This window comes from Streptomyces luteolus (genome assembly GCF_029968015.1).
Taxonomy (GTDB): domain Bacteria; phylum Actinomycetota; class Actinomycetes; order Streptomycetales; family Streptomycetaceae; genus Streptomyces; species Streptomyces luteolus.
On the sequence record NZ_JASCIS010000001.1, the window covers coordinates 22,770 to 38,091 of the forward strand.

16 protein-coding genes are annotated in these 15,322 nt (G+C 71.3%); 7 read left to right on the forward strand and 9 right to left on the reverse strand.

The features are described 5' to 3' along the window. Positions 1 to 13: 13 nt before the first annotated feature. A complete protein-coding gene (locus QIT00_RS00115; protein ID WP_282532912.1) occupies positions 14 to 1,129 on the reverse strand; it encodes a magnesium and cobalt transport protein CorA in 1,116 nt (371 codons plus the stop codon). A 479-nt stretch (positions 1,130 to 1,608) separates the two neighbouring features. Between QIT00_RS00115 and QIT00_RS00120 the strand changes: the two genes are divergently transcribed. Then, positions 1,609 to 2,202 (forward strand): suppressor of fused domain protein, encoded by a 594-nt coding sequence (locus QIT00_RS00120; RefSeq protein WP_282532913.1) that lies wholly within the window; start codon positions 1,609 to 1,611, stop codon positions 2,200 to 2,202. A 69-nt stretch (positions 2,203 to 2,271) separates the two neighbouring features. Here the strand turns inward: QIT00_RS00120 and QIT00_RS00125 are convergent, their stop codons facing one another. After that, positions 2,272 to 3,531 carry an MFS transporter gene (locus tag QIT00_RS00125; protein WP_282532914.1) on the reverse strand — a complete coding sequence of 420 codons (1,260 nt, stop codon included), beginning with the start codon at positions 3,529 to 3,531 and terminating at the stop codon, positions 2,272 to 2,274. Positions 3,532 to 3,713: 182 nt separating this feature from the next. On the opposite strand from QIT00_RS00125, the gene QIT00_RS00130 reads away from it, so the two are divergent. The 3 genes from QIT00_RS00130 to QIT00_RS00140 all read left to right on the forward strand — a co-directional run bounded on the left by QIT00_RS00130 (position 3,714) and on the right by QIT00_RS00140 (position 6,092). Continuing rightward, positions 3,714 to 4,355, forward strand: coding sequence for a DUF6758 family protein (locus QIT00_RS00130; protein ID WP_282532915.1), 642 nt, complete (start codon positions 3,714 to 3,716; stop codon positions 4,353 to 4,355). 137 nt (positions 4,356 to 4,492) lie between these two features. Beyond that, the gene (locus QIT00_RS00135; protein ID WP_282532916.1) at positions 4,493 to 5,365 is read left to right on the forward strand and encodes a PHP domain-containing protein; all 873 of its coding nucleotides are present in this window, start codon (positions 4,493 to 4,495) and stop codon (positions 5,363 to 5,365) included. Between the two features lie 121 nt (positions 5,366 to 5,486). Next, positions 5,487 to 6,092, forward strand: a complete 606-nt coding sequence (locus QIT00_RS00140) for a MarC family protein (RefSeq protein WP_282532917.1) — start codon at positions 5,487 to 5,489, stop codon at positions 6,090 to 6,092. Positions 6,093 to 6,217: 125 nt separating this feature from the next. On the opposite strand, the gene QIT00_RS00145 is transcribed toward QIT00_RS00140, so the two are convergent. After that, positions 6,218 to 6,370, reverse strand: coding sequence for a hypothetical protein (locus QIT00_RS00145; protein ID WP_282532918.1), 153 nt, complete (start codon positions 6,368 to 6,370; stop codon positions 6,218 to 6,220). Positions 6,371 to 6,672: 302 nt separating this feature from the next. On the opposite strand from QIT00_RS00145, the gene QIT00_RS00150 reads away from it, so the two are divergent. Then, complete coding sequence (locus tag QIT00_RS00150) at positions 6,673 to 7,578, forward strand: NYN domain-containing protein (protein ID WP_282532919.1); 906 nt, start codon at positions 6,673 to 6,675, stop codon at positions 7,576 to 7,578. A gap of 30 nt (positions 7,579 to 7,608) precedes the next feature. Here QIT00_RS00150 and QIT00_RS00155 read toward each other — a convergent pair whose 3' ends face one another. Further along, a complete protein-coding gene (locus QIT00_RS00155) occupies positions 7,609 to 8,454 on the reverse strand; it encodes an alpha/beta fold hydrolase (protein ID WP_282532920.1) in 846 nt (281 codons plus the stop codon). Positions 8,455 to 8,570: 116 nt separating this feature from the next. Continuing rightward, entirely contained in the window at positions 8,571 to 10,604 is a 2,034-nt protein-coding gene (locus QIT00_RS00160) for a DEAD/DEAH box helicase (RefSeq protein ID WP_456316484.1), read from the reverse strand. Between the two features lie 501 nt (positions 10,605 to 11,105). Here QIT00_RS00160 and QIT00_RS00165 point away from each other — a divergent pair. Beyond that, the gene (locus QIT00_RS00165) at positions 11,106 to 11,867 is read left to right on the forward strand and encodes a ferritin-like fold-containing protein (RefSeq protein WP_282532922.1); all 762 of its coding nucleotides are present in this window, start codon (positions 11,106 to 11,108) and stop codon (positions 11,865 to 11,867) included. 165 nt (positions 11,868 to 12,032) lie between these two features. On the opposite strand, the gene QIT00_RS00170 is transcribed toward QIT00_RS00165, so the two are convergent. The 4 genes from QIT00_RS00170 to QIT00_RS00185 all read right to left on the reverse strand — a co-directional run bounded on the left by QIT00_RS00170 (position 12,033) and on the right by QIT00_RS00185 (position 14,073). Further along, positions 12,033 to 12,305 (reverse strand): hypothetical protein, encoded by a 273-nt coding sequence (locus QIT00_RS00170; protein WP_282532923.1) that lies wholly within the window; start codon positions 12,303 to 12,305, stop codon positions 12,033 to 12,035. A gap of 213 nt (positions 12,306 to 12,518) precedes the next feature. Next, positions 12,519 to 12,746: a DUF3107 domain-containing protein gene (locus QIT00_RS00175; protein ID WP_282515725.1), complete on the reverse strand. Its 228-nt coding sequence runs from the start codon at positions 12,744 to 12,746 to the stop codon at positions 12,519 to 12,521. A 193-nt stretch (positions 12,747 to 12,939) separates the two neighbouring features. Further along, the gene (locus QIT00_RS00180) at positions 12,940 to 13,587 is read right to left on the reverse strand and encodes a TetR/AcrR family transcriptional regulator (protein ID WP_282532924.1); all 648 of its coding nucleotides are present in this window, start codon (positions 13,585 to 13,587) and stop codon (positions 12,940 to 12,942) included. Between the two features lie 267 nt (positions 13,588 to 13,854). After that, positions 13,855 to 14,073 (reverse strand): hypothetical protein, encoded by a 219-nt coding sequence (locus tag QIT00_RS00185; RefSeq protein ID WP_282532925.1) that lies wholly within the window; start codon positions 14,071 to 14,073, stop codon positions 13,855 to 13,857. Positions 14,074 to 14,251: 178 nt separating this feature from the next. Here QIT00_RS00185 and QIT00_RS00190 point away from each other — a divergent pair, with 178 nt between their 5' ends. Further along, on the forward strand, positions 14,252 to 15,316 hold the full coding sequence (locus QIT00_RS00190; protein WP_282532926.1) for an alpha/beta fold hydrolase: 1,065 nt from the start codon (positions 14,252 to 14,254) through the stop codon (positions 15,314 to 15,316). Positions 15,317 to 15,322 lie beyond the last annotated feature (6 nt).

Here is a 15,322-nt window from a genome sequence, read left to right on the forward strand (position 1 = left end):
GGCTGCAGCTTAACTACAGCCAGCCGTTGCGCTTGAGGGTGCGGTGGATGGCGAAGCAGACCGCGGCGATGCCGACCATCACCGTCGGATAGCCGTACTCCCACTTCGTCTCCGGCATGTGCTCGAAGTTCATGCCGTACACCCCGCAGATCATCGTGGGTACGGCGACGATGGCCGCCCACGAGGTGATCTTGCGCATGTCCTCGTTCTGCGCGACGGTCGCCTGCGCGAGGTTGGCCTGCAGGATCGAGTTGAGCAGCTCGTCGAAGCCGATGACCTGCTCCTGCACGCGCGCGAGGTGGTCGGCGACGTCCCGGAAGTACTTCTGGATGTCGGGGTCGACCAGGCGCATGGGCCGCTCGCTCAGCAGCTGCATGGGGCGGAGCAGCGGGGAGACGGCGCGCTTGAACTCCAGTACCTCGCGCTTGAGTTGGTAGATCCGGCCGGCGTCGGTGCCGCGCGGGCTGCCCTTGCCGGGCTGCGAGAAGACGTCGATCTCGACCTCGTCGATGTCGTCCTGCACGGCGTCCGCGACCGCGATGTACCCGTCCACGACGTGGTCGGCGATGGCGTGCAGGACGGCCGAGGGGCCCTTGGCGAGCAGCTCCGGGTCGTCCTGGAGCCGGTGCCGCAGCGCCCGGAGCGAGCCGTGGCCGCCGTGCCGCACGGTGATGAAGAAGTCCCGCCCGGTGAAGCACATCACCTCGCCGGTCTCGACGACCTCGCTGGTCGCGGTGAGCTCGGTGTGCTCGACGTAGTGGATGGTCTTGAAGACGGTGAACAGGGTGTCGTCGTACCGCTCCAGCTTGGGGCGCTGGTGGGCGTGCACCGCGTCCTCGACGGCCAGCGGGTGCAGCCCGAACTCCCGGGCGATACCGGAGAATTCGTCCTCGGTGGGCTCGTGCAGCCCGATCCAGGCGAAGCCGCCGTCACGGCGGACGTCGAGCATCGCCTCGTGCGGCGTGAGCGGCTTCTCGCTCGGCACGCGCCGCCCGTCGCGGTAGACGGCGCAGTCCACGACGGCACTGGCGGCCGTCGCGTCCCGGGTGCTCTCGTACGGGCTGCCGGACGCGGCGTCCTTGCGGAGCTGGGGGCGGACGGCGGCACGCAGGTCACGGATCATCGACATGGCAGGCTCCTTCGCGGCGCGGCCGACGCGCGCGCGGGGTGGAACTGCCCGGAATGGGGACGTAGGGCTCAAAGGTCACGTCCGCAAAGCGGGCGGCACCGGTCCGACGCGGTGGCGGCCTTCGCTCTGACTCAGATCAAGCGGGGACGAAATGCCCTTCCGGGAAGCGTCCGCCGAGCGCGAGATGAGGTTGCCGTGAACTTCGCGGTTTACCCGGCGTATGCACGGGTACGGAAAGCCTCGGTCGCTGGGCGCCGCTAACTGGCGGAAGAGCGGGTAGTACTGCACGGTCGACTTCGATCCATGTCAGCCCCACCTCCTCCGGCCGGTCCCCCGTGGGGGATGTCCCAACGCCGGGCCCCGGAACGCCGCTTGAGCGGTCGGTCCACGTGCTGCCCTGGCCAGCGGCCAAGACTATCAGCCGACTGAAGTGTCAAGCCGCGGCTTTGCCGGTTCTCTACGAGTTCTATGCTCGCGGCATGGCTGATGTTCTCGCTCTCGTCGAAGCCCGGCTGCGCAGCGCCCTGGGGGATCCGGACGCCCGCGCGGCCGTGACGTTCCTCGGTGCGGACCGCATCGAGGTGCTCCGCTTCAGCGACGAGCACGACGGCGGCACCGTGCGGTACGCCACGCTCGGCATGTCGGCCGCCCCGATGGCCGACCCCACGGCTCCCCTGGCCGATCAGGTGCGCGGGCCGCGCGCCGAGCTGATCCTCTCCGTGCGCGCGGGCGTCGCCGACACCGACAAGGCGCTGCGGCCCCTCGCCGTACTCGCCGCATCGCCCCAGGTCGAGGGCCTGGTCGTGGCCCCGGGTGCCTCGCTCGACGTGGGTGAACCGCTGTGGCCCGGCGCCCAGTTCACCTCGGTCCTGGTCGCCGAGCCGGGCGGCCTGGTGGAGGACCTGGACCTGGACGAGCCGATGGAGCCGGTCCGCTTCCTGCCGCTCCTGCCGATGACGCCCAACGAGGCGGCGTGGAAGCGGGTGCACGGCGCGGCCGCCCTGCAGGAGAAGTGGCTGGCACACGGAACGGACCTGCGCGATCCGCTGCGCAGGTCCGTCTCCCTGGACTGACTTCCCGTACGGACTGAGTTCTCGTACGGACTGACTTCCCGTACGGACTGACTTCCCTTACGGAGAGGGTCAGTTGGCGAAGACCGCCACCCCGTCCTCCGTGCGGTGCCTGGGTTCGAGCTCCTCGGCCTCGTGCCGCAGCGAGGCGCGCCGCACCCCGACGATCCCGGCGCCCACGACGGCCGCCACGGCCGCGACCACGAACGGGATGTGGATGTTCGTCCACTCCTCGATCTTCGGCGCGAGGAACGGCGCGGCAGCCGCGGCGAACCAGCGCACGAAGTTGTACCCGGCGCTGGCCACCGGGCGCGGCGCGTCCGAGACGCCCAGGGCGAGCTCCGTGTAGACGGTGTTGTTGAGGCCGATGAACGCGCCCGAGACGATCGTGCCGACGACGGCCGCCGTGTGGTTCCCGTAACCGAGCACCACCAGGTCGACGGCGAGCAGCAGCAGCGAGCCGCCGAGCACCTTCAGCGAGCCGAACCGCTTCTGCAGCCGCGGCGCGACGAGTACCGAGAACACCGCGAGCAGCACGCCCCAGGCGAAGAAGACGGCACCCGAGCGGTACGGCGACATGTTCAGGACGAACGGCGTGAACGCCAGGATCGTGAAGAACGCGTAGTTGTAGAAGAACGCGGAGGCCGCGGCCGAGGCGAGGCCGCCGTGGCCGAGGGCCTTCACCGGGTCGAGCAGTGAGGTCTTCCGCGCGGGCCTGGGCTGCTCCTTCAGGAACGCGGTGATGGCGAGGAAGCCGATGGCCATCAGGGCGGCGGTGCCGAAGAACGGGTAGCGCCAGCTGGCGTCGCCGAGCACCGCGCCGAGCAGCGGGCCGCAGGCCATGCCGAGGCCGAGCGCCGACTCGTAGAGCAGGATCGCCGCGGCGCTGCCTCCGGCCGCGGCGCCGACGATCACGGCGAGCGAGGTCGAGACGAAGAGCGCGTTGCCGAGCCCCCAGCCCGCCCTGAATCCGACGAGTTCGCCGACCGAGCCCGACGTACCGGACAGCGCGGCGAAGACCACGACGAGCGCGAGCCCGGCGAGCAGGGTCTTCTTGCCGCCGATCCGGCTGGACACGAAGCCCGTCACCAGCATCGCGACGGCGGTGATCAGGAAGTACGAGGTGAACAGGAGCGAGACCTGGCTCGGTGTGGCCTCCAGCCCCTTGGCGATCGACGGCAGGATCGGGTCGACCAGGCCGATGCCCATGAAGGCGACGACGGAGGCGCCGGCCGTGGCCCAGACCGCGCCGGGCTGGCGCAGGATGCTCACCGGGCCCGAGCCCTGGTTCAACGGATCGTCCCCTGTCGGGCCGCTGTTGCTGCTTCGCATGCCCTCTCCCTCACTGCTTCGCTGTGTGTCGGATGGTTGATGTCTACACATAGTAAGTTAGGCAAGCTAACTAATGCAAGCTACATCTAATGCTAGATACATCTACATTTCCCGGTTCCTCCGCACTCCGACGGGTGATCGCTCCTTGACGCGGCGACGGCTCCGGAGGACCGTTGAACGCTATGAGGGGCGAACCCAGTTGCCCGAAGTGCGGTGGCCGGGTCAGGGCTCCCGGTCTCTTCGCCGACACGTGGCAGTGCGACGCGCACGGTGCCGTGCATCCGCTGCAGCCCGTGGTCCCGCCGAGCGTCGAGGCGCTCGGCGTCGTGGTGCACCGCACACAGGTGCCCGTCTGGATGCCGTGGCCGCTGCCCCTCGGCTGGCTCTTCACCGGAGTCGCCTGCGCAGGGGACGACCGCAGCGGCGGCCGCGCCACCGCCGTCGCGTGCTCAGGGCCCGGACCGCTGGGCGGGGTGGGCGAGTTGGTGCTCGTCGCCGAGGAGCTGGGCGTCGGACTCGGCGCGCGGTACGCGGGCATCGACGGCCCCGACCCCGGCCCGTACCTGAGCGTCGAGAAGCCCCCGCAGGCCAAGGTCCTCGCCGCGGGGCGGCCCACCCCGCTCTGGCATGTCTCCGGCACCCCGGAGGACCGCGCGGTCTTCGCCGGAGAGGCCTTCGGCCTGTGGCTCTGGGCCGTCGTCTGGCCCGAGCAGTCCGGCCTCCTGATGTACGACGAGCTGGTCCTGACCGATCTGCGGGAGGCGGGCGCCGAGATGGAGATGCTGCCGTGCGGGGCGCTGTCGCCGCGCCTGCTCGACAGCTGAGCCGGGGTGCTGGCTGAGCCGGAGCGCTGGCTGAGCCGGGGTACTAGCTGACCGGGGCCCTGTGGTCCGGGGATGTCGGCGCGCCCCGTTATCCTTGAGCGTCCCCTTCCGTCCCGTCAGAGCCTGGAGTACGCGTCGTGCGCATCGACCTGCACACCCACTCCACCGCCTCCGACGGCACGGACACCCCGGCCGAGCTGGTCCGCAACGCGGCCGCCGCCGGGCTCGACGTCGTCGCGCTGACGGACCACGACACCACCCGAGGCCACGCCGCGGCGGCCGCCGCGCTGTCCGAGCTGTCGACGGGGCTGACGCTGGTCACCGGCGCCGAGCTCTCCTGCCGCCTCGACGGCACCCCGCTGCACATGCTCGCGTACCTCTTCGACCCCGAGGAGCCGGAGCTGCTGCGCGAGCGGGAGCTGGTCCGGGACGACCGCGTGCCGCGCGCCCGCGGCATGGTCGGCAAGCTCCAGGAGCTGGGTGTCCCGGTCGCCTGGGAGCAGGTCGCCCGGATCGCCGGGGACGGCTCGGTCGGCCGGCCGCACATCGCGGAGGCGCTCGTCGAGCTGGGCGTCGTGCGTACGGTCTCGGACGCGTTCACGCCCGAGTGGATCGCGAACGACGGCCGGGCGTACGTGGAGAAGCACGAGCTGGACCCCTTCGAGGCGATCCGGCTCGTCAAGGCCGCGGGCGGCGTCACCGTCTTCGCGCATCCGCTGGCCGTCAAGCGCGGCGCGTGTGTGCCGGAGTCCGCCGTCGCGGAGCTGGCCGCCGCGGGTCTTGACGGCATCGAGGCCGACCATATGGACCATGACCAGGCCACCCGCACCCGGCTGCACGGCCTCGCCGCGGACCTCGGCCTGCTCGTCACCGGCTCCAGCGACTACCACGGCAGCCGCAAGACCTGTGTGCTCGGCGAGTTCACCACGGACCCCGAGATCTACGGCGAGATCACCCGCCGCGCCACCGGCGCCTTCCCCGTGCCGGGCGCCGGGGGAACGCGCTCCTGACGTCCGTATCTCTGTTGTCGGTTCGGGGCCGAACGGTCCCGGACCTCTCCCGGCGTGGGCGGCGGTAGACCTCCGCCCCGCTCTCACCGGTTCCCTTTTCTCCGCAAGTGCAAGGCTCACTGTGTTCGACGTCGCCGTCTTCGGATCCCTTTTTCTCACCCTATTTGTGATCATGGACCCGCCCGGGATCACCCCGATCTTCCTCGGGCTCACCGCGGGCCGCCCCGCCAAGATGCAGCGGCGGATGGCCTTCCAGGCCGTGTGCGTGGCCTTCGGTGTGATCGCGCTCTTCGGCGTGGTCGGCCACCAGATCCTCGACTACCTGCATGTCTCCGTGCCCGCCCTGATGATCGCGGGCGGACTGCTGCTCCTCCTTGTCGCGCTCGACCTGCTCACCGGCAAGACCGACGAGCCGAAGCAGACCAAGGACGTGAACGTCGCCCTCGTACCGCTCGGGATGCCGCTGCTCGCCGGGCCCGGCGCGATCGTCGCGGTGATCCTCGCCGTGCAGGACGCGGACGGGTTCGGCGGACAGCTGTCGGTGTGGAGCGCGATCGTCGCCATGCATGTGGTGCTGTGGCTGGTCATGCGGTACTCGCTGGTGATCATCCGCGTGATCAAGGACGGCGGCGTGGTCCTCGTGACCCGGCTCGCGGGCATGATGCTCTCCGCGATCGCCGTGCAGCAGATCATCAACGGCGTCAGGCAGGTCGTCCAGGGCGCCTGAGGCGTCGTGTTCTTCCGATGTCCCGCGGTGTCATCACCGCTCCGGGCACGCGAAGGCCCCCGCGCGAAGCTCGCGCGGGGGCCTTCGAAGCTGTGCGGCGCTACGGAGCCGCGGGTACTGCGGCGTTACGAAGCCGCGGATTCGGCCGGGCGGATATAGATGCGCTGGCCGATCGAGGCGGCCTGCTGCACGATCCGGTTGACGGAGGCGGCGTCCACGACGGTGCTGTCCACGGCGGTGCCGTCGACGTCGTCAAGGCGCATGATCTCGAAGCGCATAGGGCTTCTCCCTTCGTCTGGTCATCCTCCTGCAGGAGAACTACTTGTGCGAGACGATCACTGTTCGCCAGTTATGTCCCGCTTTACGGCCGGGCGGTTGCCCGGCCGTCAAGAGCAGGTCGCACGGTGTCCTCACCGCGCTTCCACAGGGTCCAACGACTTGCTCCCTGCAAACATTCCCTACGCTAAAGAAAATTTTCGACGAGCTAAGTAATCGCAGGTCGTGCAACCGTTTGTACTCGCTGCGTGACCGGCTGGACAATGGATCCCCTATGAATGGGTCACGTTTGAACAAGGGTCCGGTGAGTGAAGGTCCGGCGTACGACACCGTGGATCTCGGCGCCCGGATCGACCGCACCAACGAGCTCCTCCAGCGCATGCTCGCCGAAGTGGCCAAGACCCCGTCGACGCACGCGATCTTCGTCGACGCGGGCTATCTCTACGCCGCCGCGGGCCGACTCGCCACCGGGACCGAGGACCGCCGCGCCTTCGACCTCGACGCCGAGGGGCTGATCGACGCCCTGATCGACAAGGCCCGTACGGTCTTCGCCGACAGCAGGCTGCTGCGCGTCTACTGGTACGACGGCGCCCGCCGCCGTATCCACACCGCCGAGCAGCAGTCCATCGCCGAGCTCCCGGACGTCAAGGTCCGCCTCGGCAACCTCAACGCCAACAACCAGCAGAAGGGCGTCGACTCCCTGATCCGCTCGGACCTGGAGTCCCTCGCCCGGCACCGGGCCATCAGCGACGCGGCCCTGATCGGCGGCGACGAGGACCTGGTCTCCGCGGTCGAGGCCGCCCAGGGGTACGGCGCCCGCGTCCACCTCTGGGGCATCGAAGCGCCCGATGGCCGCAACCAGGCCGACCCGCTCCTCTGGGAGGTCGACAGCCAGCGCACGCTTGAGCTGGACTTCTTCAAGCCGTACGTCACACGCCGCGCCGGACTCCCGTACGACCCGGCGAGGCCGCGTCCCGCGCGCGAGGACGTGCGCTTCGTCGGTGCCCGGATCGCCGCCGAGTGGCTCGCCTCCCGGGGGCGCGAGCCGCTCGCGGAGCTGCTTCCCGGCCACCCCTACCTGCCGGGCTCGGTCGACCAGGACCTGCTCGTCGAGGCCGAGCGCCTCCTGGAGTACTCCCTGCGCGGCCAGGCCGACCTGCGCCGCGCGCTGCGGGACGGGTTCTGGGAGCACCTGCGCGCGCAGTACTAGGCCTGTCCGGTGGGCGTTGTCAGGCGGCCGTCACAGCTCGTCCCAGAACGCGATCAGGGCGGTGGCCGTCGGCTCCGGGCGGTCCGTGTTGGGGGAGTGGCCGGCGCCCTCGATGATCGTGCGGCGGGCGGAGAGGCGCTCGGCCATCGCGTCGAGCAGCGGGACCGGCCAGGTGTCGTCGCTGCCGCCCGACAGGACGTGCACGGGCAGGTGCAGCGCCGCCAGCTCGTCCACACGGTCCGGCTCGACCCTCAACTGCTGCCCTGTGGCGGCGAGTTGGGCCGGGCTGTGGCGCAGCCAGCGGTCCCGCAGGGCGCCGTCGCCGTCGCCGGTCTCGGCCTCCTCCGGTGGTTCGAGCGACTGCATCGCCTGCCAGACCTGCGCCATGTCGAGCACGGCGAGCCCGTCCTGCAGCAGCTTCACCCGCTCCTGCTGCGAGGCGGAGATCTGCGCGGGGCCCGAGGACATCAGCGTGAGGGACGCGAAGGGTGCGGGGTCCAGGAGTACGGCCGCACGCGAGATCTGCCCCCCGAGCGAGTGCCCGAGCAGATGCACCCGCCCACCGAGCGCCTCCACCTGCGCCAGTACGTCCCGCGCCAACTCGCCCTGCTGGTAAGGGGATGGGTCATCGGAGGGCCCCTCCGACTCGTACTGCCCGCGGCCGTCGACGGCCACCGCGCGATACCCCGCGGCGGCGATCGGTGCGAGCAGCGCGACGAAGTCCTCCTTGCTGCCGGTGAATCCGGGCAGCAGCACGACGGTGCCTCGCGGTACGCCCTCCGGCGCGAGATCGTGCACGGCGAACTCGCCGCGCTCGGTGCCCAGTCGGTACGCCCTGGTCCCGGGCGGCGGCGTGAACGTGGGAGGCCTGCTCATGCGACGAGGCTAGCGGCACGGGCGGCAGGCGGCTTCGGCGGGCGTGCCCGCGACGGGCGGACGCACGCCGGCCCGGCTCCCACGAGGGGAACCGGGCCGGTCGGTGTGCGGGGAGGTCAGTCCTCGGTGGACTCCACCGCGGGCTTCGCGGCCCGCGTACGGCGGCGACGCGGCTTGGCCTCGGCGTCCGCCGTCTCCGTGGCGACGGGCGTCTCCGCGGCCTTGCGGGTGCGGCGGCGCGGCTTGGCCTCGGTGTCCGCCGTCTCGGTGGCGAGGGGTGCCTCCGCGGCCTTGCGGGTGCGGCGACGCGGCTTGGCCTCGGTGTCCGCCGTCTCGGTGGCGAGGGGTGCCTCCGCGGCCTTGCGGGTGCGGCGACGCGGCTTGGCCTCCGGGTCGGCCTGCTCGGCAACAGCCTCCGTGGCTACCGCGACCTCAGCCGTCTTGCGGGTGCGGCGGCGGGGCTTGGCTTCGGCGGCCTCCGTGCCTTCGGCCGTGTCGAGCGCGGCTTCGGCGGCCTCGGCGGTCTTGCGGGTGCGGCGGCGCGGCTTGGCCTCGGTGGTCTCCGTGCCCTCGGCCGTGTCCACCGCGACCTCAGCCGTCTTGCGGGTGCGGCGGCGCGGCTTGGCTTCGGCGGCGTCCGTGCCTTCGGCCGTGTCCACCGCCGACACCGCGGGCGCCTCGGTCACCGCAGCGGCCTCGGCCTCCGCGGTCGCGCCCGCGCGGGTGCGGCGACGGCGGCGCGGGGTGCGCGGCTTGTCCTCCGCCGGGGCTTCCGCGGCGTCCGTGGCGGGAGCCCCGGTGGACGTGGCCTCGGCGTCCAGCGGCGTACCGCCACGGGTGCGGCGGCGCTGGCGCGGCGTACGGGTGCGCTTGGGGCGCTCCTCCTCCGCCTCGCGGCGGCCGCCACGACCACCGCGGCCACCACGGCCGCCGGTCTCGCCCAGGTCCTCGATCTCCTCGGCACCGAGGCCCGCGCGCGTGCGCTCGGCACGCGGCAGGACACCCTTGGTGCCCTCGGGGATGCCCAGCTCCTCGTAGAGGTGCGGGGACGTGGAGTACGTCTCGACCGGGTCGTTGAAGCCCAGGTCGAGGGCCTTGTTGATCAGCTGCCAGCGCGGGATGTCGTCCCAGTCGACCAGCGTGATCGCCGTACCCGAGGCGCCCGCGCGGCCGGTGCGGCCGATGCGGTGCAGATACGTCTTCTCGTCCTCGGGGGACTGGTAGTTGATGACGTGCGTGACGCCCTCGACGTCGATGCCGCGCGCCGCGACGTCGGTGCAGACGAGCACGTCCACCTTGCCGTTGCGGAACGCGCGCAGCGCCTGCTCACGGGCGCCCTGGCCGAGGTCGCCGTGGACCGCGCCGGAGGCGAAGCCGCGCCGCTCCAGCTGCTCGGCGATGTCGGCCGCCGTGCGCTTCGTACGGCAGAAGATCATCGCGAGCCCGCGGCCGTCGGCCTGCAGGATGCGGGAGACCATCTCCGGCTTGTCCATGGAGTGCGCGCGGTACACGCGCTGCGTGATGTTCGCGACGGTCGCGCCCTCGTCGTCCGGGGCCGTGGCCCGGATGTGCGTGGGCTGCGACATGTAGCGACGGGCCAGGCCGATGACGGCGCCCGGCATCGTCGCGGAGAAGAGCATGGTCTGGCGCTTCACCGGAAGCATGTTGATGATCTTCTCGACGTCGGGCAGGAAGCCCAGGTCGAGCATCTCGTCGGCCTCGTCGAGGACGAGGGCGCGCACGTGCTTGAGGTTCAGCTTCTTCTGGCCCGCGAGGTCGAGGAGGCGGCCGGGGGTGCCGACGACGACGTCGACGCCCTTCTTCAGGGCCTCGACCTGCGGCTCGTAGGCACGGCCGCCGTATATGGCGAGGACGCGGACGTTGCGCACCTTGCCGGCGGTCTGCAGGTCGTTGGTGACCTGCTGGCACAGCTCGCGGGTGGGGACGACGACCAGGGCCTGCGGAGCGTCGGTGAGCTTCTCGGGCTCGGCGCGGCCCGCCTCGACGTCGGCGGGGACGGTCACGCGCTCGAGGAGCGGAAGACCGAAGCCGAGCGTCTTGCCGGTGCCGGTCTTGGCCTGGCCGATGACGTCGGAGCCGGAGAGCGCTACGGGAAGCGTCTGCTCCTGGATGGGAAAGGGGGTCGTGATGCCGACGGCCTCAAGGGCTTCGGCCGTCTCGGGAAGGATCCCGAGCTCTCGGAACGTAGTCAGGGTGCTGCCTCTTCTGTGAGACGCGGCGCGAGGCGAACGCTGGGGGTCGTGACCGAGCCGGGGTTTGCATCCGGCCGCTGAATCGCGAGGCCGGGTGGCATACGGGACCACTGCCGTCGCTCGAGCGTCACGCCGCTGAGGGCCCCTCCTGCGCACGCACTGATGCATACGGCCCGGAGGGCTGTCGGGTCGGAGCCGATCGGGCCACCGACCGGGCATCCTCATACGGATGTCCCGCCGATTTGACATGCATACTCGGCGGGCGCATTACCACTGTACCCCGGATCGGCGCAGGCGTGTCGGCCGAATTGCCCCGCACGGCGCCCACAGGCCCCCGCAACAGCGGCCTGTGCGGGGCCGGGAAATATTTTCGTAGCCGTCGTCACAGTGACTGACCAGGGACTTCCGGGCGTGGGCCGGCGGGCTATTGTGCGCTCCATGGAGACGCCTGACAACGCCAAGGACGCTGCCGCCGAAGCGACCCCCGAAGCCACCGCCGCACCCACTGGAATCGCCGCCCAGGACTGGGCCACGGCCTCCGCGGACCCGACCTACCGCGCCGCCGTCGTCGACCTGCTCGGTGCTCTCGCGTACGGCGAGCTCGCGGCGTTCGAGCGGCTCGCTGAGGACGCGAAGCTCGCCCCGACCCTGGCCGACAAGGCGGAGCTGGCGAAGATGGCGTCGGCCGAGTTCCACCACTTCGACCAGCTGACGGGCCGGCTCGCGGAGATCGGCGCCGAGCCGACCGAGGCCATGGAGCCGTTCGTCGCCGCCCTCGACGGCTTCCACCGCCAGACCGCGCCGTCGGACTGGCTGGAGGGCCTGGTCAAGGCGTACGTCGGTGACTCCATCGCGAGCGACTTCTACCGTGAGGTCGCCGCCCGCCTCGACTCCGACAGCCGCAAGCTGGTGCTCGCCGTCCTCGACGACACCGGGCACGCGAGCTTCGCGGTGGAGAAGGTGCGCGCCGCGATCGAGTCCGACCCGCGCGTGGGCGGGCGGCTCGCGCTGTGGGCGCGGCGGCTGATGGGCGAGGCCCTGTCGCAGTCGCAGCGCGTGGTCGCGGACCGGGACGCCCTGTCGACGATGCTGGTCGGCGGCGTCGCCGACGGCTTCGACCTCGCCGAGGTCGGCCGGATGTTCTCCCGCATCACCGAGGCCCACACGAAGCGGATGGCTGCGCTGGGCTTGGCGGCGTAAGTGTTCTTACGGGGGTGTCCGGCGCCGTCGACTCGGGCACCGTCTCGGGGGCTCCGCCCCCGGACCCCCGTATCCCCGTTTCTCTGCCCAGGCCGAGATCCGGTGCCGCGCCGTCGTGGCTGGGCGCGCAGTTCCCCGCGCCCCTGTAGGGGCGCGGGGAACTCGCTACGCCGCCGAAGTGGGCCGGGCCGTCCGCCTCGGCTGCGGGCGGAGCAGCAGGGACAGCAAGGCTGTCGCCAGGGTCGCCGCGCCGAACAGCGTCGCCAGGACGTATCCGGAACCCAGCGCCGAGTGCGTGATGAACGCGCCGAGCAGGGCGCTCGCCACGCCGGTGGCGAAGACGAGGTTGCGGGCCGGGAGCCGGTGGGCGAGCCGGTGGTCGGCGGCCCAGGCCAGAGCCAGACCGAGCAGTACGGAGCCGAGCGTCTCCCAGATCATGTGTCCTCCCACGCCGGCCGGGTGCAATCGGTCCTAGCCCGTCCTACCCGAGGTGGCCGGAATGCAATCCTCCGTCTCACCGCTCCGGCGGACCGGCGACGGCGTACGAGCACACCAGGTCAGGGGGATGTTTCCGCCCGACACACAAGGGCGCGGCCCGGTGGGTTGTCCCACCGGGCCGCGCCCTTCGTGCTGTGCTGCTCGCTCGCGTGCTCAGAGAGCGCTGAAGCCCACCTTGCGCGCGGTCGGCTCGCCGAGCTCGACATACGCGAGCTTGCCGGCCGGAACCAGGACCTTGCGGCCGTGGTCGTCCACGAGAGTGAGCAGCTCGGTCTTGCCGCTCAGCGCCTCGGCCACCGCCTTCTCGACTTCCTCGGCGGTCTGGGCGCTCTCCAGAACGATCTCGCGGGGCGCGTACTGCACGCCGATCTTGACCTCCACGGCTTTGTCCCTCCGACGGTCAGTGATGTGCGCGGCCGTCCGCGCCGTACTCCGCACACATTAGCCCGGTGAGGGGACTGGTAAGCCGTGCTGCTGCACGCTCGCAGCGAACACGCCCCGGCGACCGGCGCCGCGTCGACCGGCGCTGCCTGTGCGGCCCTCAGTGCGGTCGCAGTGCGGCCTCAGTACGGCATCAGTGCTGCGACTGCTCCGAGCCGTGCAGCGGGAAGCCCGCGATGCCGCGCCAGGCGAGCGAGGTGAGCAGCTCCACCGCCTTGTCGCGGTCGACCTTGCTGTCGCTGGAGAGCCAGTAGCGCGCGACCACCTGCGAGAGGCCGCCGAGCCCGACGCCGAGGAGCATCGCCTCGTCCTTGGGCAGTCCGGTGTCCTCGGCGATCACCTCGCCGAACGCCTCCGCGCACTCCAGGGTGACCTTCTCGACGCGCTCGCGGACCGCGGGCTCGTTCGTCAGGTCGGACTCGAAGACGAGGCGGAAGGCTCCGCCCTCGTCCTGGACGTAGCTGAAGTACGCGTCCATCGTCGCGGCGACCCGGAGCTTGTTGTCCGTCGTGGACGCCAGTGCCGTACGGATGGACTGCAGCAGGGCGTCGCAGTGCTGGTCGAGGAGCGCCAGGTAGAGGTCGAGCTTGCCCGGGAAGTGCTGGTAGAGCACGGGCTTGCTGACGCCGGCCCGCTCCGCGATGTCGTCCATCGCCGCCGCGTGGTACCCCTGCGCGACGAAGACCTCCTGAGCCGCGCCGAGGAGCTGGTTGCGGCGGGCCCGGCGCGGCAGGCGCGTGCCCCGCGGGCGCGCCGCATCTGTCTGCTCGATGGCTGTCACGCCGCCTCCCATGTCATTGAGCACGGCCTTGACGCATTCGCTTGATACATCCAAGGGCCGTTCCGTGTGCGGTGTGCTGCCGCGCCGCCATCGTACTTTTCGGTAACCGTCGTGTGCGCGGTGCGGACCGAGAATTTCACGGAGCGGACGGGGGACAAGGCTCCTGTTAGGGCGAGAAAAGCTGATATCGCGGGCTGTCGGGCAAGCCACGGATCCGCTCGCGCGAGGACGGCCACGCGTGCGTGCGGGTGCCGTGGTCGGCGCAGGTCAGCGGTAGTCGTCCTCGTCCAGGTCGACGACGCGGGCCTGCTCGGCGGCGTCCGCCGGGTTCGCGGTGGAGGGGTCGTAGTGGGGGAGGGGTTCGTCGCGCTCCTGGCGCAGATCGGTGTGCTGCTCGGCGGCGTCGGCTTCCGGCGTCTCCTCGTCGAGGTCAGCCTCGGGCTCTTCCGGATCGAAGGTCTCGGGGTCGCTCGGGTCGACAGTCATGCTGGCTCCCCTTTCCGGTGCGGGCGCCCTACACGAGGAAGTGTCCCGCTCTCTCTATGAGCCTAGGAGAGTCCCTTTCATGGCGCTATGTCATCCGGTGGCCGACATGACGTGGCCGATCGGGCCTGTGACGGCGAACACGTGATCCAACGCGTGATCGTCTCGTAACATTGCCACCATGTCGTCGACCGAGCTGCCGGGAGCCCTCGCCGCCGCGGTGACCCCCAGAACGCTGCCTGTCCGGGTCGCCGAGGGGGAGCGCATGCGTGCGGTGACCCTGCCGGGGCTCACGCTGTCCGTGCGCTCCAGGCCGGGGACTGCGGAAGGGCTGCCGCCCGCGCTGTACGTCCACGGGCTCGGCGGCTCCTCGCAGAACTGGTCGGACCTGATGCCGCTGCTCGCGGACGCCGTGGACGGGGAGGCCCTCGACCTGCCGGGTTTCGGTGACTCCCCGCCGCCCGACGACGGCAACTACTCCGTGACCGGGCACGCGCGCGCGGTGATCCGGCTCCTCGACGCCGCCGGGCGCGGGCCCGTGCATCTCTTCGGGAACTCGATGGGCGGGGCCGTCGCCACCCGCGTAGCGGCCGTACGACCCGATCTGGTGCGGACGCTGACGCTGGTCTCGCCCGCCCTGCCCGAGCTGCGGGTGCAGCGCACGGCGGTGCCCACCGCGCTGCTCGCGGTGCCCGGCATCGCCCAGCTCTTCGCGCGCCTCACCAGGGACTGGACGCCCGAGCAGCGCACCCGCGGCGTGCTCGGGCTCTGCTACGGCGACCCCGGGCGCGTCACCCCCGAGGGCCTCGCCAACGCGGTGCACGAGATGGAGCGCAGGCTTCAACTCCCCTATTTCTGGGACGCCATGGCGCGCTCGGCCCGTGGCATCGTGGACGCGTACACGCTCGGCGGGCAGCACGGGCTGTGGCGGCAGGCCGAGCGGGTGCTCGCACCGACCCTGCTCGTCTACGGTGGACGGGACCTGCTGGTGTCGTCCCGCATGGCGCAGAAGGCGGCGCGGTCCTTCCGGGACTCCCGGCTGCTGACCCTGCCGGACGCGGGGCACGTGGCGATGATGGAGTATCCGGACACGGTGGCCGCGGCCTTCCGCGACCTGCTCGCGGAACACGACGCGACGCACGGCGCGACGCACGACGCGGAACACAGCGCGACGCATGAAGCGGCGCACGACGCGGCGCACGATGTGACGCACGATGTGACGCACGACTCGACTTCGGGGAGCTGAGGGGGC

What these genes read in the sequence shown, in the direction of transcription:
- QIT00_RS00115 (WP_282532912.1), bottom strand. Translation starts at nt 1,129, where the DNA reads ATGTCGATGATCCGTGACCTGCGTGCCGCCGTCCGCCCCCAGCTCCGC.
- QIT00_RS00120 (WP_282532913.1), top strand. Translation starts at nt 1,609, where the DNA reads ATGGCTGATGTTCTCGCTCTCGTCGAAGCCCGGCTGCGCAGCGCCCTG.
- QIT00_RS00125 (WP_282532914.1), bottom strand. Translation starts at nt 3,531, where the DNA reads ATGCGAAGCAGCAACAGCGGCCCGACAGGGGACGATCCGTTGAACCAG.
- QIT00_RS00130 (WP_282532915.1), top strand. Translation starts at nt 3,714, where the DNA reads ATGAGGGGCGAACCCAGTTGCCCGAAGTGCGGTGGCCGGGTCAGGGCT.
- QIT00_RS00145 (WP_282532918.1), bottom strand. Translation starts at nt 6,370, where the DNA reads ATGCGCTTCGAGATCATGCGCCTTGACGACGTCGACGGCACCGCCGTG.
- QIT00_RS00155 (WP_282532920.1), bottom strand. Translation starts at nt 8,454, where the DNA reads ATGAGCAGGCCTCCCACGTTCACGCCGCCGCCCGGGACCAGGGCGTAC.
- QIT00_RS00165 (WP_282532922.1), top strand. Translation starts at nt 11,106, where the DNA reads ATGGAGACGCCTGACAACGCCAAGGACGCTGCCGCCGAAGCGACCCCC.
- QIT00_RS00170 (WP_282532923.1), bottom strand. Translation starts at nt 12,305, where the DNA reads ATGATCTGGGAGACGCTCGGCTCCGTACTGCTCGGTCTGGCTCTGGCC.
- QIT00_RS00185 (WP_282532925.1), bottom strand. Translation starts at nt 14,073, where the DNA reads ATGACTGTCGACCCGAGCGACCCCGAGACCTTCGATCCGGAAGAGCCC.
- QIT00_RS00190 (WP_282532926.1), top strand. Translation starts at nt 14,252, where the DNA reads ATGTCGTCGACCGAGCTGCCGGGAGCCCTCGCCGCCGCGGTGACCCCC.